Genomic DNA, 19,616 nt, shown 5'->3' with positions numbered 1-19,616 from the left:
GAATCCATGGCAAACCGCCTACCACTGGCACTGGTCGTCGACGACGAGCCGGATATCTGCGAGCTGCTGACCCTGACTCTGCGGCGCATGGGTGTGCATTGCCACAGCGTCGCCACGCTCTCCGATGCGCAGCAACTGCTGCGCGACAACAGCTATGATTTCTGCCTCACGGATATGCGCCTGCCGGATGGCAACGGCCTGCAACTGGTTCGGCATATCAGTGAAGAGGATGGCGGATTGCCGGTGGCCGTCATTACCGCCCACGGTAATATGGAATCGGCCATCCGGGCGCTGAAAATGGGCGCCTTCGACTTTGTCAGCAAGCCCGTAGACCTGGAGCGCCTGCGCGGCCTGGTACAGCTGGCACTGCGTGTCGGACGCAAAGCCCCCCAGCCACTGCAGGAAAGCGACTCCGCACAACTATTGCTCGGTGAATCGGACAATATGCAGCGCCTGCGCCGACAGATCGCCAAGGTGGCCCGCAGCGATGCGCCCGTCTACATCAGCGGGGAGTCCGGCTCCGGCAAGGAACTGGCGGCCCGCGCCATCCACGCGCAGGGCGCCCGCGCCGAGCAACCCTTCGTTCCCATCAACTGCGGGGCCATTCCCGCGGAACTGATGGAAAGCGAGTTCTTCGGCCACAAGAAAGGTAGTTTTACCGGAGCCCACAAAGACCAACCCGGACTCTTCCAGAGCGCCAGCGGCGGCACCTTATTCCTGGATGAAGTGGCGGACCTGCCGCTGGACATGCAGGTCAAACTGCTGCGCGCCATCCAGGAGAAAAGCATCCGACCCGTAGGGGCCAGCCAGGAAATTCCCATCGACGTGCGCATTCTAAGCGCGACTCACAAGGATCTGACCAGGGAAGTTGCGGAAGGCCGTTTTCGCAGCGATCTCTACTACCGGATCAATGTAATTGAAATCACCGTACCGCCGCTGCGCGAGCGAACCGGGGATATTCCGCTGCTGGCGGAAACCATCATGCAACGCATCGCCGATAATGCCGGTGTCACCCCGCCACAGGTTTCCCGCGAGGCGCTCGACGCACTGAAAAAGTACCCCTTTCCCGGCAATGTACGCCAACTGGAAAACACCCTGGAACGGGCCTTCACACTCAGCGACCAGCGGGTTATCCGCGCGGAGGACCTGTTGCTCGATCGGGAGCCCATTCCCACTCCCCCGCCGACGCCGGAAAACACCGTCACAGAGGCGATTCCAGAACATTCCACCACCATGGAATTCTACCCGGGCCAGTTCGACCCAAGCCACTACCGGTCTCTGGACGAGTTTCTGCAAAATATCGAGCGGAGTGCGATCGAAGAGGCACTGGCGGAAACCCGCTGGAACAGGACGGCCGCGGCGCAGAAGCTGGGGATCAGTTTTCGGTCTTTGCGCTATCGGTTGAAGAAACTGGGGTTGGAGTAGCCGGAAAAATTCATCTGTAGGAGCCTGCTTGCAGGCGAACAGACACGCAAGGACAAAACCCGGCGATACTCGCTTGAAGCAGGCTCTACCGCTACTACCAACAGTCGCCGGAGCCGGTGGCGTTGCGGGTACCAGTGTGATCCAGGGTCAGGTTACCGCAGCTGTCCGTCGCCTGGGAGCCCTTTGGGGTAGCCTGCAGAGTGTAAGTGGTTGCAGTCAGTGTCGTGGCGCCGACATCGTAAAAGCCTTCCGGGGACTCCAGAGTTGCGCCGTCGATCTGGCCCGCCAAGGTGCAGTTCCCGCTGTTATAGGCGCTGTAGGCGGTGAAGCAGCGCTGTAAACGCTGCGCATAATCATTCAGGGTCGCCTTGGCATCAGCGCGATTGCTCTTGCGTACCGACTCCTGGTAAGACGGATAAGCAATCGCGGCAAGAATACCGATAATCGCCACCACAATCATTACCTCAATCAGGGTAAAGCCCGATTCCGATTTTCTTTTGTTTCTCATAGCCACCTCTAGTTAACGCAACTGACGCCAGGACATACGGCCCACAGCATCCGAAGGCAGAGTTCCCTCCGGGACCTCAATCTTACCCTTGATATCGCTGGTGGGAAGATAGGCCTTCTCGCCACCGCGGATGAGCTCCGAATAACCGATTATGGCGTATTCCTGCTCAATGCCGTCCTCACCGAATATGGAGTGTCCCACGTACTTGTCTCCCACCGCCACCAGTTCCATCTGCCAGCCGCTGCCGCCGAAGGCACAGGGGTCGTTGGATGTGATCAGGGTCGGGAACAGCAGACGGTCGAACAGCAGCAGCGGCTTGCTGATCACTCGCTCGCCGGTGGGAGTAGCCTCGCCGCTGGGGGCCAGATCCATATACCAGCCACGTTTGTTCTCCCACCAGGTGGTATCCGTATTGTTGGAGACTGTGCGCACGCCATTGCTCTGGGCTATGGTCTTCTCCAGCAACTGGGAATCGCGATCCGGCACACCATCAGTTACCGTCAATTCCACACGTTCACCCGTATCGGCGATGGCATAGAAGCTGTTGATGATACCGCCCGCGCTGTTATCGGTGCTGCTCAGGTAACTGCCAGTGCCGAAATAGACCATGATCGCGTTGTTCATCTGGGAATTGATACCCAGTGTCGGCGCAGCGGTAATCGGCTGGTTATTGCCGCTGTCGTCCTTCGCTTTGAACAATGGGTATCTATTCTGCCCCTGGGTAAAAGCCAAACCCCAGCGACCATTATTGCCAACTGAAAATTTCCACATATTGCCCAACAGGTCGCCCGCATAGGCCGCCGTTACAACGCCCTCGCTGTTGGTCAACAATGAGGGGCCGGCGAGACCGTTGTTGACGCTGCCGTCAGTGGCGACGACCTCGATATCCGTCGGATCACCCAAGTCCACAATAATCAGTTTTGCCTGCCCATTGCCGGAGTTGTAACCGTTGCCCAAAATAATTTTCCAGCCGTCAGCGGTCGGCGCCACCAGCGGTTGCCCGAGGATATTGCCGATATCCGGGCCAAGAACCGGAGTATTTTCATCCAACTCGAACAGCAAACTCGGGCTGGCGGGATTGGTCACATCCAGCGCGAACAGGCCCTTGGCGCCGGCGCCGTAGGTGCCCACCAGAACAGTGTGCCACGCCGAATCAAAATAGGCATCCCCCACAAACAGAGGTCCATCCACACTGTATTTGTGCGGATTGTTCGCGGAACCATAGTTGACCTCCGTCATGTTCTTCAGCTTGGGATAGGCTCCGGAGGGAATATAGGCAAACAACTCGTTACCGTTCTCGGCATTAAATGCATGCAGCATGCCGTCATTGGCGTTTACATAGAGTACCTCGGGGCGATTCGCATCCTGCTTGTTACTCACATGAGTGGCATAGGTGGTACCTCCGAGCGCCTCCGACAGGCGGTCGAAGTGGTAATCCTCTCGTCCCGCATATGCCGGGTTGGAGTTGACGATATCCCCGAGCACCGTCGTCCGTGCGCGCATGCTCGATACATTTTTGCCGCGGACCCACTCCAGCCGCTCTTGTCCTACCGCATCCCCATCGCTGCCGGACAAGAGAGCCTTGTGGGTAATACTCAGGTTGTCCCATGTGAACGGGAGGTACTCCGGGGTTCCGTCCCCGTTTTTATCGGTGTAGGTATATATGTTTCGCGTGCCGTAGGCAGCAAAGGTGTCCGCATCCGTGGTGCTCCAGGTGGGGCTGTCGGCGAGGCTGCCATCCGCCTGCAGCTGTATGGCCTTGATTTCCCCGCTCCAGTTGGCGCTGTCGAACAGCGCCTGGTAGACCACCGTATCGGTGCCCAGGCGGGTGGAGTTGGCGGCCACGGAAGAAGCGGAGCCAGCACCACCGATTACCTGATCCAACGCATGGCCCAGATCCTCTTCCAGTTGTGCCGGATCGATCGCATAGAAATAGGTTTCCGCCTCGCTTGCGGCAATTTCCGCATCGGTGGGTGAAACGCCCTCAACGGAGTCGCTGTAGCCGCCCCACTTGGCGGCATAGTAGAGGGGCAGGTCCAGCAGTTCGGCAGTGGAGGCACCAATGCTGTATTGAGCGCTGCGCGCCGTGGCAATGGTGCAGGCGCTATCGCCATCCCAACCATCACCTTCGTCAATTCGCCTACAAGTACAATTATCACCGCTGCAGGAGGACCCGTAGGAAAACTCGTTCACTCCGGAGTGCACATGGAAACCATCATTGGTGGTGCCACTGATCACATAGCCGAACCCCATGGGGTCGCCGGTGGACTGGGCCATTACCTCGGTGGTAACGGTAACCGTGGTGGAAGTTACCGCGTAGTCGATCACCCCCCACATATCCTGGTCAAAGTCACCGCCCTGCTCGCTGTCCTCCCAGTTCACGTACAGCTTGCCGCTGGTGCCGTCCGCGCTCTGCTCGGCGATCTTGAAGTCCACGATGGCACAGTTGCCACCGACATTGCTATTGCGGCAGGCGGGCAGGATAGTAATTTGCCGCTGGCTGGCGGGTACCTTGACGGTGACCTTGGGCACCGCCGGTGCCAGGGCCACGCCGTAGGTTCGCACGGTGACCGGAGCGGGGAGGTCGTCGCGGATACCCTCCTTGCGGGCGTAGTGGGCGAGGCCGGCAATCTGGTAGGAACCCTGCAGGCGCGGCGCATCCGGGCAGGTACCGCGCACGGAGGAGAGATTGCCCACTCGCTTGGCGGTGCAAAGCTGGTTGTTGTCGGTACCGTTTTCGCCGACAAAATAGTTACTGCCGTGAATGCCCTCAGCGGCGCCCACAATGTCGGTCCAATGGTTCACGCTGGCGATGCCCAGGTCGCCGGCACCGCTCAACTGATCCGCGTCGTAGGAACTGGTGGAGGCGTTAAACTGAAGGACGCTCACCGCGGCGCAATAATTCTGCGAGGAGATGGGGTCATTCCAGGAGGCGCTGCCGAGGCCGCTGATACGGCCGGAATCGTCGCTGGCGAAGTCCGCTTGCTCCTCGCCGGCCAGATAGCGCAGGGATTCCAGGTAAATCTCTGACTGGGGATTACCCCAGTTGGAACAATTCCCATCGGTAAAGCTGCTCATGGCCCAATCGCAATTATCGTTATCGTCATCGTTATAGGTGCCGTCGTCATAGGAGTAACCGTAAGTGCGCAACCGGTTTAGCGTGTCAATGATACCGCCCGCGTCGGTAAAGGTGCCGTCGCCGTCTACCTCCACCTCATCCGCCATACTGCCGACCTGCTTGCGCAGCACACCGCCGGATTTGTTCTTTCCATAGGAGCCGGTCATCAGGCCGAAGTGGATGTCGCCTTTCTCGCCGTAGCGCTGCAATAATCCGGAGGGTTTCTTGGCGCCATCGGGATAATGGCGACAGTTTTCCTCCTCAAGGCCATTCCTGCAGACCTGAACCCGGGCGGTATAATCTCCCTCCCCTAGTTTGCTGCCGGAAATTGTTATTTGCTCATACTGCCCACAGCGCCCCCGCCAATCCCACCACAAGCACCGCCCCCGCTCTGTTGTATCGTTCTTTGTGGGGCTATTGGGATAGGCGTAAATCCCCGACTTGTCCGGGTCATTGTCATTGTTTGCGGCTTGCTCCTCCGCCCACAAACACTGCCAGCGCTCGTTGCTGGCCCAAAGCGAGTAGTTGCCCTGTGCCACCCGGATCTTGGGTGCCGCGTTAAGAGCGTCTTGTGAAAAACCACTGCTGACCGGAGTGGTATTGCACAGGGTAATACCGGTATTTTGTGTGTTTTCCAGTCCGCCCGTCACGGTAAAAGGCGTCAGCTTGGCGATATCCGTACCGTTGTAATACTTGGCAAAGGAGTGCGCATCGCTGGGCAGGAAGGCGCGTTCCAGCACCGTTTTGACTTCGGCGCTCGGGTTAGCCTCATTGTAGGCGTCATCAGTGGAACGATAGCCGCCATACAGAATCTTGCGCACCGCATCCATGCGCGTCATGCTGGCCCAGTTGAGGAAGTTACCGCTCCAGTCACCCTCGACCGTATCACAGTAGTGATCTGCCGTTATCGCCTTGGGTACAAAGATGCCGGATTCGTAGCTGTAACACTTGCCGCTGTCGAAGTAGCCGTAATAGCTGTAGTTATTAATGTAGGTGGTCTCCGCCACCCCATCCCGCTCGCCTCCCGGTCCGGTGAGATCCGTGTAGTCATCATAGGCCTTGAAATACAGCTGATGGTCATTGGACATATTCAGCATGACGATCGGCCGCACCGGCTGCGACAGGAACAGCGGCGTCTGAGCCAGTTCCAATGACACAGCACTGTGGACAACACCCAGGCTGAAAACGGCCGCCGCCAGCGCGGAGCAGAATCTTGTTTTTATTGTCTTATAAAACATGAATATTCTTCCTCCGCCGGATCTATCGCTTAAAGGTGGACTGCACTATTGCCACCGCATTGCTGGTACCGCCGACACCGCGGCTGGTTACCCGGTAAAAAACAACATCCTCGGCTTTCAGGCTGCTCGCAAAATCAATGGCACCGCCCTCGGAGCCCGCATTTACAACCGTATTAGTCACTTCCTCGATCACAAAGCGCGGCTGGTCGGCCACATCGGGAAGACTCATATTGGTCGTCGCCGAGCCTCTGTTCCAGCTATAGGTGTCCCAGAAGCCGGTCCTCCTGCTGTTGGCCAAGTCCTTCACATACCCTGTAGTAGTGGCGCCCGTGCTAAACGTGGGCAGAGTAGCGCCATTCAATACACCTTCCCCCGCTCGCAACCCTGCCTCCGCTGCCTGGAAGGCTTGGTTGCGGTCGCGCATATTACCCGCCATCAGCTCCTGCATTCCGCTCCCGCGCATGGCGGCGAGGCCGATTACCGTCATCAGCAGTAACATGATCAGACCGACCAGCAAGGTGGCGCCGCGTTGGGCTGTAATCTTAGAGGACGGTAGTAATCTTTTTTTCATAACGAAACTCCCTATCAGGGCAGGCGGCTGCGGATGCCGACGGTGTTGATAAAGACCTGGCGCAGGCGGCGATCGCCGGGGTCGTTCACAGCGGTGCCGTTAAAGGTGTAAGGCTGTGTCTCCTGCAGCACATTGTCGTCCGTGCTGGAAACCAACAGCTGAACGCGCACACTGGCCACGGAATCCCAATCTGTACCAACTTCTGTGGCAGTGTCATAGTCGTCCGGAATACCATCGTTGGTGGTATCACGCCCATACAAAAGCTGCATATCCTCGACACCTTCGAGCAATTCCAATGATTGGCCGTCTATCTCCTGGAACAAGCTATTACGACCGGAGGTACCCTGAGCGATGTAGTAGACGGTAGTACTGACCTTGATAATTTCCGAGTCCGGGCCGAAGGTTTCTTCCGGATTGGAATTCCCCCCCCAGGACGAAATGTCATTTCCAGGAGTGGCATCGGCGTTGGAATGAACCACATTGATTGAAGTGCCCGAAGTACCCGTCTGCTGCAGATTAGTAGCCTGAAACACCCGCGCCTTCTGGCAGTCGGAAACTACCAGTATGTCGCCTATACACATGCCGCTGAAACTGCTCTGCCCCGCTCCACAACCATTCGCAACCACACCGGTATCCGCGGCAAACAGTTGTGAGGAATCATTATTTTGCACAACCCCGACGGCATTACCTTTGGCGCTGCGCACGACAAGTACGTCGGTCCCGGAACTAGCGGCTGGATAACCAGTTGGCAGAGTTGCATCGCCACTGTCGTTATCAGTGCCGAAATCGAAACCTTCAATTCCCACATCAAAGCTGTACAGGGCGCCAGCATTCGCACTGCTCATATCCAGAGTATTGGTGAAGCTCAGATTCCGACTCATACAACCCATATACCCGGCCATGCGGATATCCTGGGCCATAAATTCCATCGCCAGGCGGCCGGTCTCCTGCACCCGCGATACCGCCTGCTGGGTGGAAAAGGTGGCGCGGCTGGATAGAAACAGCTGCACGACGCCAGTCATCAATATCAGACCGATGGTAATGGAGACCATCAATTCTATGAGCGATATACCCCGTTGCTTGCGCATAGCCGACGCCCCTCAAATCCGCGTTGTGTATTGGAAACTGCTCAAGTCGGCGTCAACCTGGCCGTTCGCATCGGCCACACCCGAACCATCCTGTTCGGACCACTGAATAGTCACGGTGCACACCTGCGCTGTGGTACAGCTGATGCCGCCTACCCCGCCCGGCAGGGCGCTGGCAATATTCTGCCGCCACTCGCGCAGATCGACCTGAGCCAACAGACTGCCCGCCGGCGGATCGGCTGCGGCCGTCAGGCTGTAGCTATCAATATTCTTTCGATTGATACGGATACGGTCGAGCAGGTCGTAGGCGAGAATATTGGCCTGGGAGCGCAGGTAGGCGCTGTGGTTGTATTGCAGGGAGCGGTTCTGTAGCGCGGCCAGCCCCAGCAGGGAAGTGGACAGGATCAGTACCGTCACCATCACCTCGATCAGGCCGGCGCCGCGCTGGCTGGTTGCGAAGTTCATATTCTCCCCTTACTAGCAGTTGCCACGAGCTACATTGATCAGCCCCGCCGGACCAACAGTAATAGTGCGAGCAGCATTGCTTCCGCAGCCGCTCACACTGGAAGTCACCGTGACTCGACTGGAACGCCCCAGGGTACCGAGTCGCGTATAGCGGATAAAATTGGTGGCTGCAGTCTGGGTCACAGTGATCACCGCACCGGCATTCGGTGCCTCCCAGCGCCGCAATACCGTGCCTACAGCTGGGCTGGCCGCGCTGTCCGAAGTGGCGCTATCGGCAAACACTATCCAGCCCTGGTTCCAGGTATCGGCACCGGTGCAACCTGTACCATTGCTGCTCGCGCAGATACTGACTCGCGCCCCGCGCTTCACCGCCTCGCTGCGCGCATAGTTGAGCGCCCCGGCAAGCTCCTCCCCCAGAGCAACTGACCGGTTGTTGTTGATCATGGCGCTAAAGCTTGGGGCCGCTATGGTGACCACAATCGCGAACACCGCGATGGTGACCATCAGTTCGATCAGGGTGAAGCCCCCCTGTCCTTGCAGTACCTGTGGTTTTTGTCCCATAAGACGGCTCATTCTTGCTCGATTACTAACCAAACCTGTACGGTCATGACTGGATGCCCGCGCAACGGCGGCGATATAGTCCCGAAACTTATCAGAAGCTTTATCGGGCGAACTACGGGGATCCGACAGGCGGCTACATTACAGGATCAAACGGAAACCAAACTGAGACATAAGTCTAGAAACCCAAGGAGGGGGACGGGATGCATGAACAGGGATTGACGCTACTTGAACTGCTTATCACTTTGGCGATACTGGCAATTCTGCTTACTGTCGCCCTGCCCGGTATTTCTACGGTAATCCGGAACAATCGGCTCGCGGCCGATACCGAAGAACTGCGCAGTGCTATCCAACTGGCCCGCGCTACTGCGGTGAGCCGCAATCAGCGGGTGACGCTGCGCAATTTGGGGGATTGGGGGTTGGGATGGGAGGCGTTTGTCGATGATAACAGTAACGGGCTGCGCGATAACGGCGAGCCTCTGGTATTCAGCGGCCCGGCTCTCGACTCAGTCAGTATCGCCTGGAATGATCCCGCCGGGGACTATGTGTCGTTTATCGGCATCGGCGTGAGTCGCCGCGTGAACGGGGCCCTGCAGATGGGTACCTTCAGAATATGCCCAACCGACGGGACGGAAGGTTACGCTCTGACGCTGGCTCCCAGCGGGCGCTTGCGGACCGGCAAGTTGAGTGACTGCAATTAGCTTCGCTCTGTTCGCCTGCAAGCAGGCTCCTACAGCGGGCCTGCGGCCCGCGCCCTGAGCCCCTCTCCCGCAGGCGGGAGAGGGGAGCTATTCTTTCAAGCTGCAGGAAGCTATCGCAATTCCTTCGGCAGCGAGAAACGAATATTCTCCTCGCATCCGGCCATCTCCTGCGGCAGTTTCGCGCCCAACTGCTGCAGCCGATCTATAACTTCCTGCACCAGCACTTCCGGGGCCGAAGCGCCGGCGGTAATGCCGATGGAGCGCACACCACTCAGCCAGGCGGGATCGATATCGGCGGCGCCGTCGATCAGCTGGGCGCCGGCTCCGCAGCGTTCGGCCAGTTCGCGCAGGCGGTTGGAGTTGGAGCTGTTGGGGCTGCCCACCACCAGTACCAGATCGCACTCCAGGGCCAGTTGCTTGACGGCGTCCTGGCGATTCTGGGTGGCGTAGCAGATGTCGTCCTTGCGCGGACCGCGGATATTGGGAAAACGAACGCGCAGGGCGTCGATCACGCGGGCGGTGTCGTCCATGGACAGGGTGGTCTGGGTGACGTAGGTGAGGTTGTCCGGGTTCCTGACCTTCAACTCAGCCGCATCCTTTTCGTCCTCCACCAGATAGATGGCACCGCCGCTGCCGGTGTCGAACTGGCCCATGGTGCCTTCCACTTCCGGGTGGCCGGCGTGGCCGATAAGGATGCACTCGCTGCCCTCGGTGCTGAACTTGCTCACTTCCATATGCACCTTGGTGACCAGCGGGCAGGTGGCATCGAAGACCTGCAGGCCGCGATCCGTGGCCTCCTTTTGCACGGCTTTGGATACGCCGTGGGCACTGAAGATTACGATCACGTCGTCGGGCACTTCGGAGAGTTCATCCACGAATACGGCACCGCGCTCGCGCAGGCTGTCCACCACGAATTTGTTGTGCACCACCTCGTGGCGCACGTAGATGGGCGCACCGAACACGTCCAGCGCGCGATTGACGATATCGATGGCGCGGTCGACGCCGGCGCAGAAGCCGCGGGGATTGGCGAGACGTATTTGCATATTTGGTTCAATACTCCGGCTTCACCTCGGGCGGGCCTTTGGCCCGCATGCGGAGCTGGAGCTCCGCGTTCCCGGGAGGCTCCTACTGTACCGAGGCCACCTCGATGATTTTTACGTGAAAGTTCAGTGTCTGTCCGGCCAGCGGGTGGTTGAAGTCCACGGTGACTTCCTCCTCGCCCACCTCGCGGACCACTCCGGGCAGTTCGCCGCTACCGTTGTCGAAAGAGATTACCAGACCTGGCTCCAGTTCGATATCCGGCGAAAAGTGGTCCCGGCGCACCTTCTGGATATTGCTGGGGTTGCGCTGGCCGAAGCCCTGCTCCGGGGGTATTTCGATCTCCGCCTCATCCCCGGCTTTCAGCCCGAAAAGCGCCCGCTCGAAGCCCGGTAGCAGGCTGCCATCGCCCACCAGAAAAGTGGCCGGGTCACCCTCGAAGGTCGAATCCACTTCGGTGCCGTCGTCCAGCAGCAGGCTGAAATGCAGGGTCACCCGGCTGTGTTCGCCGATCACGTTGTTGCTCATCTCAGACTTCCGCGCTCCCTTTCGAGTCTTTGCCGCGTTCGGTGAAGAACAGCAGTTCGATCACCAGCATGACGGCGCCGACGCTGATGGCCATGTCCGCCACATTGAACACCGGGAAGCTCCAGCTGCCGTAATAGACGGAGATAAAGTCCCGCACATAGCCCAGCAGCATCCGGTCCCAAAGGTTGCCGACAGCGCCGCCCAGGATCAATGCCAGGGCAAAGGGCTCCCAGCGCTTCGCCGCCGGCAGGCGCCACAGCCATACGCTGACCATGGCACTGAAGCCCAGCGCGATGGCGCCGAAGAACCAGCGCTGCCAGCCGCCGGCGTCGGCGAGAAAACTGAACGCGGCTCCGGTGTTCTCCGCGTAGGTGAACTGCAGCAGGCCGGGAATAATCTGCAGCGGCGGGCCGAAACGGAACTGCTCCACCGCCCACACCTTGGTGGCGATATCCAGGCCGATCACCACCAGCGCCAGCCAGTACCAGCGCCAGGGGGGCGACAGGATTTTACGCATAGTGTCTCACCTCGCCCTCGCCCACGATGTTTTCCACGCAGCGGGAGCAGATTTCCGGGTGTGCCGGGTCGGCCCCCACATCCTCACGGTAGTGCCAGCAGCGCGCGCATTTGGGGTGGTCCACACGGCGCACATTGACTTTCAATCCGGCCAGTTCGGTGGCCTCGGCGCCGGCGGCGTCCGTGAGCCTCTGCACCGAAGTGGAGGAGCAGATCAGCACGAAGCGCAGCTCGTCTTCCAGTTCGCACAGTTTTTCCCGCAGGTCATCGTCGGCAAACAGGGTGACCGCCGCCTGCAGGGAGCCGCCGAGTGCTCCGGCGCCGCGCTGCTCTTCGAGCACTTTGTTCACCGCGGTCTTGACCCGGGCGATGGCGGCCCAGTAGTCCGCACCCTTGGCCGCATCCGCGGGCAGTTTCGGCAGTGAGTACCACTCCTCGATAAATACGCTGTCGCGGTTGTTGCCGGGAATAAACTGCCACAACTCCTCGGCGGTAAAGCTGAGGATCGGCGCTATCCAGCGCACGAACGCCTGCACGATATGATAGAGCGCCGTCTGCGCCGAGCGGCGCGCGGCGCTGTCCTCCCGTGTGGTGTACTGGCGGTCCTTGATGATGTCGAGATAGAAACCGCCCATCTCCACCACGCAGAAGTTGTGCAACTTCTGGTAGATCTGGTGGAACTGGTAGTTGTCGTAGGCGGCGATTATCTCGTCCTGCAGGCGCGCGGCCGCGTCCAGCGCCCAGCGGTCCAGCGCCAGCAGTTCCCCCTCCGGCAACAGGTCCTTCTGCGGATCGAAGCCCGCCAGGTTGGAAAGGAAGAAGCGAGCGGTGTTGCGCAAGCGTCGGTAGGAGTCGGCGGTGCGCTTCAGAATTTCCTCGGATACCGCCATTTCGCCACTGAAATCGGTGGCCGCCACCCACAGACGCAGCACATCCGCGCCCAGCTTGTTGATCACGTCCTGGGGCGCGACGGTGTTGCCGATGGATTTGGACATCTTGCGGCCCTGGGCGTCCACGGTGAAGCCGTGGGTGAGCACTTGCCGGTAGGGCGCGGTATCGTGGATGGCGATGGAGGTTTTCAGCGAGGACTGGAACCAGCCCCGATGCTGGTCGGACCCCTCCAGGTACAGGTCTGCGGGGAAGCGCAGGCCGTCGCGGCGCTCCAGCACTGCATAGTGGGTGACACCGGAATCGAACCACACATCCAGGGTGTCGGTGACCTTCTGGTAGTGCTCCGCGTCGTCGCCTAGCAGTTCGCGCGGGTCCAGGTCGAACCACACATCCATACCGCCGGCTTCCACCAGTTCGGCAACCCGGTCCATCAGCGCCGGGGTGTCCGGATGGATCTCGTGGGTTTCTTTATGCACGAACAGCGCGATGGGCACGCCCCAGGTGCGCTGGCGGGAGATACACCAGTCCGGGCTGGCGTCGAGCATGGCATCGATGCGCGCCTTGCCCCAGCCGGGAATCCACCGCACTTCGTCCGCGGCTTTCCGAGCATGATCCAGCAGGTCGTTCTGCTGCATGCTGATAAACCACTGGGGCGTCGCGCGATAAATCAGCGGCGTCTTGGTGCGCCAGCAGTGGGGGTAGCTGTGCACCAGCTTGTCCTGATGCAACAGCACGCCTTTTTCCCGCAATAGTGCAACGATCTTTTCGTCCACCTTGTACACGTGCTCGCCGGCAAAAATGGGCACGCTGTCGCGGTAGACGCCGTTCTCATCCACGTAATTGAGCGTATCAATACCGTACTTCTTGCCCACCACGAAGTCATCCGGGCCGTGGTCCGGGGCCGTGTGCACGCAGCCGGTACCGGCGTCGGTGGTGACGTGGTCGCCGAGGACGATGGGCACCAGCTTGTCGTAGAAGGGGTGGTGCAGCTTCAAATGTTCCAGCGCCGCACCGCGGATATGGCCCACCACTTCGCCCTGCAGGCCCGCGCGCTCCAGCACCGCGTCTTTCAGGTCCTCGGCCACCAGCAGGCGACGGCCGCCGGCCTGTACAACCACGTATTCCAACTCGCCGTTGACTGAAACCGCCTGGCTCGACGGCAGGGTCCAGGGAGTGGTGGTCCAGATCACCACGGAGAGCGGGCCGTCACCCGCGTGGCCACCGGCGGCGTCGGCGATCGCCAGCGCGGTGTCCTCGGTGACCGGGTAGCAGACGTCGATGGAGTAGGAGGTCTTGTCCTGGTACTCCACTTCCGCCTCCGCCAATGCAGAGGCGCCCACCACGCTCCAGTACACCGGTTTGAAGCCGCGCGCCAGATGGCCGTTTTTTACCACGCGGCCGAGGGCGCGGACGATGTCCGCCTCGAACTGGAAATCCATGGTGCGGTAGGGATTGTCCCAGTCGCCGAACACGCCCAGGCGAATAAAATCCTTTTTCTGCCCCTCCACCTGTTTGGCGGCGTAGTCGCGGCACTTCTGACGGAAGGTCTTGTAGTCCACCTTGGCGCCGGCCTTGCCGATTTTCTTTTCCACCCGGTGCTCGATGGGCAGGCCGTGGCAGTCCCAGCCGGGCACGTAGGGGGCGTCGAAGCCGCTCAGGGTTTTCGACTTGACGATAATGTCCTTGAGGATCTTGTTGACCGAGTGACCGATATGGATGTCGCCGTTGGCGTAGGGCGGGCCGTCGTGCAGGATAAACTGCTCGCGACCGGCGCGCGCCGCGCGGATCTTTTCGTAGAGCTTGCCCTGCTGCCACTTCTGCAAAATCGCCGGCTCCCGCTGCGGCAGGTTGCCGCGCATGGGAAACTCGGTATGGGGCAGGTTCAGGGTCGTTTTGTAATCGGTCATCGGGTGTATTGTTTAGCTCTGTAGGATGGGCAAAGGATCGCAGCGACGTGCCCATCTTCGGCGGTTTTGATGGGCACGCTGCGCTTTGCCCATCCTACTTTTTTTTCACCCTTATGGGTGATTGGCGAACCATTCTCTGGCATCGCGGATGTCCTGGGCGATTTTCGCCTTGAGGATTTCCAGGGACGCGAACTTCTCCTCGTCGCGCAGCTTGTGGCAAAACTCCACGGCGATTTCGCGGCCGTACAGGTCCCTGTCGAAATCGAACAGGTGCACCTCCAGCAGCGGCTGCGCATCCTCGCCCTCCACGGTGGGGCGGAAACCCACGTTGGCCACGCCGGCAAGCTCCCTGCGGTCCTCCGCCAGCGGCCTGCCGTCGGTGCGCCGCACCTTTACCGTGTACACCCCCACCAGCGGAGAGCGGTAGCGGTGCAGGCGCACATTGGCGGTGGGCGCATCCAACTGGCGGCCCAGGGCGCGGCCGCGGGCCACCCGCCCAGTGATCCGGTAGGGTTTCCCCAGCAGGGCTTTCGCCAGGGCGAAATCGCCGTCCTCCAGCGCCTCGCGAATGCGTGTGCTGCTCACCCGGGCGCCCGCCACTTCCACCGTGGCCGTGTCCTCCACCGCGAAGCCGGCTTCCACACCGGCCTCTCGTAACAGCTTATAGTCGCCGCTGCGATCGCAGCCGAAACGGAAATCGTCGCCCACCACCAGATGCCTGATTCCCAGGCCGTCCACCAGTATGCGCTGGATAAACGCCTCGCCGCTGAGATTGCGCAGCTTTTCATTGAACTGCAGACACAGCACCCGGTGCACCCCGGCGTCGAACAGCGCCAGCACCTTCTCCTTGAAGCGCATCAGCCGCGCCGGCGCGCGCTCGCCGGAAAAGTATTCGTGGGGCTGGGGCTCGAAGATCACCGCCACCGAGGGCAGCCCGGACTCCCGCGCCCGCTGGTTCAGCTGCGCGATAATCGCCTGGTGGCCCAGGTGCACACCGTCGAACGAGCCGATGGTGGCCACACAGCCACGGTGCCGGGGACGCAGGTTGTGCAACCCGCGAATCAGTTCGCGCTCGGGGGCCAAGGTGCTCTTCCCATCCTCATAAAACAAGCGGCGCAGTATAGCGGATTAAGGGGGGAATGCTGAATGATGAATGATGAATGCGGAATGCGCGGTCAGGCTTCTACCGATCCGGAAGGCCGGTGGCCACGGGGCGGCTCCAGGGAGGGATGATCGCGGCCACGAGCCACCACCATGGCACACAAGCCGCGCCGCGTATTCCGCATTCATCATTCCGCATTCCCCATTCCGCTAAAGTGGCGCGGTCGCAACCCCGATGCCAATAACACCAGGACATAGGTGCCGGCGCCGGCGGCCACCAGCAGGCCCATCCGCCAGGCCCGCTGCCACCAGGACCAGTCGCTCCACTCCGGCCAGTAGTGCAGCGCCGCCAGCAGCAGCGCCACCATCGCCAGGTTGGCCAACAGCAGGCGCAGCAGATAGCGGCCCCAGCCGGCCTCCGGGCGGTAGACGTCGTCCCGGCGCAGCCCCTTGTACAACAGCCAGGCGTTGATCGCCGCCTGCGCCGCGGTGGCCAGGGCCAGCCCCATATGTCCGAGCCGGAAGTAATAGTTGAGGGGAATCGCCAGAGCCAGGCTCAGTACCATCTTCGCGGAAATGGCGATCAGCCCGAAACGCACCGGCGTATAGGTATCCTGGCGGGCGAAATAACCGGGGGCCAGCACCTTGATCAACATAAAGGCCAGCAATCCCAGCGAGTAGGCGCGCAGGGACCAGGCAGCCATCTGCATATCCCGCACGGTCATCTCGTCGCCGTGCAGGAACAGCGTGGTGAGCAGCGGCTCCGCCAGCACGATCAGCGCCACCGCCGCCGGCAGCGAGATCAGGGTCACGCTGCGCAGGGCCCAGTCCAGGGTGTGGCAGAAGCGCTGCGGATCGCCGCCCGCGTGCAGACGGGACAGTCCGGGCAGGATCACCGTGGCCACCGCCACACCGAAGACCCCCAGCGGCAGCTCGGTCAGCCGATCGGAATAGTAAAGCCAACTGACGCTGCGGCCGGGTAAGAAGGAGGCCAGAAAGGTGTCCAGCAGCAGACTGATCTGGGTCACCGACACACCGAAGATCGCCGGTGCCATCAGCCGCAGAATCTTGCGCACCCCCGGGTACTCCCAGTCCCAGCGCGGCCGCGGCAGCAATCCCTGGCGCACCAGGAAGGGCACCTGGAACAACAGCTGCACCACCCCGGCGGCAAACACCCCCCAGGCCAGGGACAGCACCGCCGGCTCGAACCACCCCGCGGCCACCGTGGCGGCGGCAATCAGCACCAGGTTGAGCAATACCGGCGTCAAAGCCGGCACCGCAAAACGTTCGAAACTGTTCAGCACCGCACCGGCGAAACCGGTCAGGGATATCAGCATCAGATAGGGGAAGGTGATGCGCAGCATATCCGTGGCCAGGGCGAACTTCTCGCGCTCGGAGCCGTGCCACCACCAGCCGAAGGCAAACAGGCCGGTGACCAGCGGCGCGCACACCACCGCGAACAGGGTGACCACCAGCAGAGTGCCTCCCAGAGCCCCGGCCACCCGGTCGTTCAGCTCACGGGCCGCGGCGATACCGCCGCGCTGGCGGTACTCCGCCAGCACCGGCACAAACGCCTGGGCAAAGGCGCCCTCGGCAAACAGGCGGCGGAAGAAATTGGGAATCTTGAAGGCCACGATAAAGGCATCGGCGGCATCGCTGGCGCCCACGAAGCGCGCCATCACGATATCCCGCGCCAGCCCCGCGATCCGCGACAGGAAGGTGGCGCCCCCGACGATAGAACTGCCATGCAGCAGCCTGGCGGCGCCGGACTTCTCGCTGGGCTTCTGCGGCATGTCTGGGGGCTGGGACAAAACGGGCTTTCCTTAATCGGGTCACTGTTCGGTGGCCGGCAAGTCTACCGCAATTCGGCCCAGCCAGGGGTGGCCCGGCCAGGGGTGGCCCGGCCTGGCGTGGCCCGGCCCAGCTCCCTACTGGAAACGTATACGGACACTATACTCACAGTGAGCTAGTGGCGCGTCCCAATGGATTGGCGGCGTAAGGAGATACGGATGACCATCAACGCACTGATTATCGCTCTGGCGCTGGCAATTCTGCTGTATGCCGCGGTAGCGCTCGGACCCCGCCCCCAACGTGTGCGCGTGCGCATCGAAGCCCCCCGGGACCGCCGCTACCGCCGCCGATACCGCTGACATCCCCACCGCCATATTTCGCCACAATTGAGCGCAGATTTGTCCCACTGGCGCCATGCCAGTGCCGTCTTGCGGACTTTAAATAAGCCTCGACCGGGCCGGAATACAGAGTTGGCCCAAATCGAGAGACACAAAAGACCGCAAGGAGACAAATCATGAAAAAAGCACTGATGGCCGTAGCTCTGGGTTCCCTGATCACCACCGGCGCCCAGGCAGAGGAATTCCAGGGATCGAAACTGACACAGGCCAAGCAGGCCACCGTATTCACCGGCGCCGCCATCGCGGGCGCCGCCGTGGGAGGCCCGGTGGGATTTATCGCCGGCGCCCTGGGCGGGGCCTGGCTGGGCGAGCAGATTGAACAGGCAGAAGAGGCGACTATGCTGGCATCACAACTCACCGAAAGCCGCGCAGAGCTGAGCACCCTGGCGCAACAACTGGACGCAGCCCGCCTGTCGGCCAACGACGCCAGCGAGCTGGCTGTGGACTCCCTCCAATTCCAATTGCTGTTCACCACCGGTGACGACCAACTGCAGGAGGGGCAGTTACACCAGTTGTCTGCGCTGGCGGATTTCCTCCAGCGCCACCCGCAGGTCGAAGTGCACCTGGAGGGCCGCGCCGACCCCCGCGGCAGCGACGGCTACAACAACGTCCTCTCCGACCAGCGCGCCCTCTCCGTGCAGCGCGCCCTGGAGACCTTCGGTGTGAACTCCGGCCGCATCAACCGCCGCGCCCTGGGCGCCAGCCAGTCCCAGGCCCCCCGCGGGGACGCGGACGCCTACGCGATGGAGCGCCGGGTGGATATCCACTTCAGCCTGCCGGAGTCCATGGCCGGGAACTTTTAAACCCCCGGGACCGCGGGACTCGGGACTCGGGACTCGGGACTCGGGACCCGGGACCCGGGACCACGGCATTAAAGAGCACATAGGACTGCAAATCCCTCTCGACTCGCTCTTGTCCGAACCCCTGTTGTACTTGCTGTACCTTGCGGGCGCTCTGCGCCCGCCTTTTTGATTCCGCGTGAATAAGGCATCATTCGTCATTCCGCATTCACCATTCCGCATTCCATATGACTGCCACCATTGCCATCGTCGAAGACGAGCGCGCCATCGCCGAGAACTACCGCGACGCCCTGCGCCGCAGCGGCTACCGGGTCGACCTCTACAGCTCGCGCCCCGAAGCCCTGAATGCCTTCCGCCAGCGACTGCCGGACCTGGCGGTGATCGATGTCGGCCTGGGCGCGGAGATCGAGGGCGGTTTCGAGCTGTGCCGGGAACTGCGCGCCATGGCCCCCACCCTGCCGATCCTGTTCCTGACCGCGCGGGACTCCGAACTGGACATCATCTCCGGGCTGCGCCTGGGCGCCGACGACTACCTGACCAAGGACATCTCCCTGCCCCATATGCAGGCGCGCATCAACGCCCTGCTGCGCCGGGTGAGCGTGCTGCGGGACCAGAGCGACGACGGCGAGACCCTCGCCCAGGGCCACCTCGACCTGGATATCTCCCGCCTGCACTGCCGCTGGCGCGGCGAGCCTGTGGACCTGACCGTCACCGAGTTCTGGATAGTGCACGCCCTGGCGAAAAGGCCCGGTCACGTGAAATCCCGCAGCCAGCTGATGGAGGCCGCGCGGGTGGTGCTGGATGACAACACCATCACCTCCCACGTCAAGCGTATCCGGCGCAAGTTCCAGGTGTTGGACAAGGATTTTGACGCCATCGGCACTGCTTACGGTATGGGTTACCGGTGGCAGGTGTAACGCGGGGAGCGCCGAGCCCCAGCTCGGCATATGGCGGAGGGCTGTGTGCAACGTTGCCGA

General features: G+C 61.2%; 17 protein-coding genes. 5 read left to right on the top strand and 12 right to left on the bottom strand.

Features of this window, described 5'->3' with window-relative positions; genetic code table 11:
* Positions 1 to 6: 6 nt before the first annotated feature.
* Positions 7 to 1,425: a sigma-54-dependent transcriptional regulator gene (locus tag ACRC0P_RS06055; protein WP_438628921.1), complete on the top strand. Its 1,419-nt coding sequence runs from the start codon at positions 7 to 9 to the stop codon at positions 1,423 to 1,425.
* 94 nt (positions 1,426 to 1,519) lie between these two features.
* Here ACRC0P_RS06055 and ACRC0P_RS06050 read toward each other — a convergent pair whose 3' ends face one another.
* Genes ACRC0P_RS06050 through ACRC0P_RS06025 form a run of 6 tightly spaced genes read right to left on the bottom strand, consistent with a single transcriptional unit; the run spans position 1,520 to position 8,971 of the window.
* Positions 1,520 to 1,933, bottom strand: a complete 414-nt coding sequence (locus ACRC0P_RS06050; RefSeq protein ID WP_438628919.1) for a type IV pilin protein — start codon at positions 1,931 to 1,933, stop codon at positions 1,520 to 1,522.
* Between the two features lie 12 nt (positions 1,934 to 1,945).
* Complete coding sequence (locus tag ACRC0P_RS06045; protein ID WP_438628917.1) at positions 1,946 to 6,289, bottom strand: pilus assembly protein; 4,344 nt, start codon at positions 6,287 to 6,289, stop codon at positions 1,946 to 1,948.
* 22 nt (positions 6,290 to 6,311) lie between these two features.
* Positions 6,312 to 6,860, bottom strand: a complete 549-nt coding sequence (locus ACRC0P_RS06040) for a pilus assembly PilX family protein (protein ID WP_438628915.1) — start codon at positions 6,858 to 6,860, stop codon at positions 6,312 to 6,314.
* Positions 6,861 to 6,874: 14 nt separating this feature from the next.
* Positions 6,875 to 7,948: a PilW family protein gene (locus ACRC0P_RS06035; RefSeq protein WP_438628913.1), complete on the bottom strand. Its 1,074-nt coding sequence runs from the start codon at positions 7,946 to 7,948 to the stop codon at positions 6,875 to 6,877.
* Positions 7,949 to 7,960: 12 nt separating this feature from the next.
* On the bottom strand, positions 7,961 to 8,410 hold the full coding sequence (gene pilV, locus ACRC0P_RS06030) for a type IV pilus modification protein PilV (RefSeq protein ID WP_438628911.1): 450 nt from the start codon (positions 8,408 to 8,410) through the stop codon (positions 7,961 to 7,963).
* Positions 8,411 to 8,422: 12 nt separating this feature from the next.
* Positions 8,423 to 8,971 carry a GspH/FimT family pseudopilin gene (locus ACRC0P_RS06025; protein WP_438628909.1) on the bottom strand — a complete coding sequence of 183 codons (549 nt, stop codon included), beginning with the start codon at positions 8,969 to 8,971 and terminating at the stop codon, positions 8,423 to 8,425.
* A 200-nt stretch (positions 8,972 to 9,171) separates the two neighbouring features.
* Between ACRC0P_RS06025 and ACRC0P_RS06020 the strand changes: the two genes are divergently transcribed.
* Entirely contained in the window at positions 9,172 to 9,669 is a 498-nt protein-coding gene (locus ACRC0P_RS06020; protein ID WP_438628907.1) for a GspH/FimT family pseudopilin, read from the top strand.
* A 110-nt stretch (positions 9,670 to 9,779) separates the two neighbouring features.
* Here the strand turns inward: ACRC0P_RS06020 and ispH are convergent, their stop codons facing one another.
* From ispH to murJ, 6 genes are all read right to left on the bottom strand, one after another.
* Positions 9,780 to 10,712 carry a 4-hydroxy-3-methylbut-2-enyl diphosphate reductase gene (gene ispH / locus ACRC0P_RS06015; protein ID WP_438628905.1) on the bottom strand — a complete coding sequence of 311 codons (933 nt, stop codon included), beginning with the start codon at positions 10,710 to 10,712 and terminating at the stop codon, positions 9,780 to 9,782.
* 82 nt (positions 10,713 to 10,794) lie between these two features.
* Positions 10,795 to 11,235, bottom strand: coding sequence for an FKBP-type peptidyl-prolyl cis-trans isomerase (locus tag ACRC0P_RS06010; protein WP_438628903.1), 441 nt, complete (start codon positions 11,233 to 11,235; stop codon positions 10,795 to 10,797).
* A 1-nt stretch (position 11,236) separates the two neighbouring features.
* Complete coding sequence (gene lspA, locus ACRC0P_RS06005; protein ID WP_438628901.1) at positions 11,237 to 11,752, bottom strand: signal peptidase II; 516 nt, start codon at positions 11,750 to 11,752, stop codon at positions 11,237 to 11,239.
* Positions 11,745 to 14,549 (bottom strand): isoleucine--tRNA ligase, encoded by a 2,805-nt coding sequence (ileS, locus tag ACRC0P_RS06000; RefSeq protein WP_438628899.1) that lies wholly within the window; start codon positions 14,547 to 14,549, stop codon positions 11,745 to 11,747. The genes lspA and ileS overlap by 8 nt, the downstream gene beginning before the upstream one ends.
* A gap of 111 nt (positions 14,550 to 14,660) precedes the next feature.
* Entirely contained in the window at positions 14,661 to 15,632 is a 972-nt protein-coding gene (gene ribF, locus ACRC0P_RS05995; RefSeq protein ID WP_438628897.1) for a bifunctional riboflavin kinase/FAD synthetase, read from the bottom strand.
* A gap of 206 nt (positions 15,633 to 15,838) precedes the next feature.
* Positions 15,839 to 17,443: a murein biosynthesis integral membrane protein MurJ gene (gene murJ, locus ACRC0P_RS05990; protein WP_438628947.1), complete on the bottom strand. Its 1,605-nt coding sequence runs from the start codon at positions 17,441 to 17,443 to the stop codon at positions 15,839 to 15,841.
* A 216-nt stretch (positions 17,444 to 17,659) separates the two neighbouring features.
* On the opposite strand from murJ, the gene ACRC0P_RS05985 reads away from it, so the two are divergent.
* The 3 genes from ACRC0P_RS05985 to pdsR all read left to right on the top strand — a co-directional run bounded on the left by ACRC0P_RS05985 (position 17,660) and on the right by pdsR (position 19,556).
* Positions 17,660 to 17,800 (top strand): hypothetical protein, encoded by a 141-nt coding sequence (locus ACRC0P_RS05985; protein WP_183462874.1) that lies wholly within the window; start codon positions 17,660 to 17,662, stop codon positions 17,798 to 17,800.
* A 155-nt stretch (positions 17,801 to 17,955) separates the two neighbouring features.
* Positions 17,956 to 18,642, top strand: coding sequence for an OmpA family protein (locus ACRC0P_RS05980; RefSeq protein WP_438628895.1), 687 nt, complete (start codon positions 17,956 to 17,958; stop codon positions 18,640 to 18,642).
* Positions 18,643 to 18,866: 224 nt separating this feature from the next.
* Complete coding sequence (pdsR, locus tag ACRC0P_RS05975) at positions 18,867 to 19,556, top strand: proteobacterial dedicated sortase system response regulator (RefSeq protein WP_438628893.1); 690 nt, start codon at positions 18,867 to 18,869, stop codon at positions 19,554 to 19,556.
* Positions 19,557 to 19,616: the final 60 nt, after the last annotated feature.

The sequence above is a fragment of the Microbulbifer sp. genome, from assembly GCF_051659245.1.
GTDB lineage: Bacteria > Pseudomonadota > Gammaproteobacteria > Pseudomonadales > Cellvibrionaceae > Microbulbifer.
The sequence above is the reverse complement of the archived record's forward strand: the minus strand, read 5'-3'. Positions and strand labels throughout refer to the sequence as shown.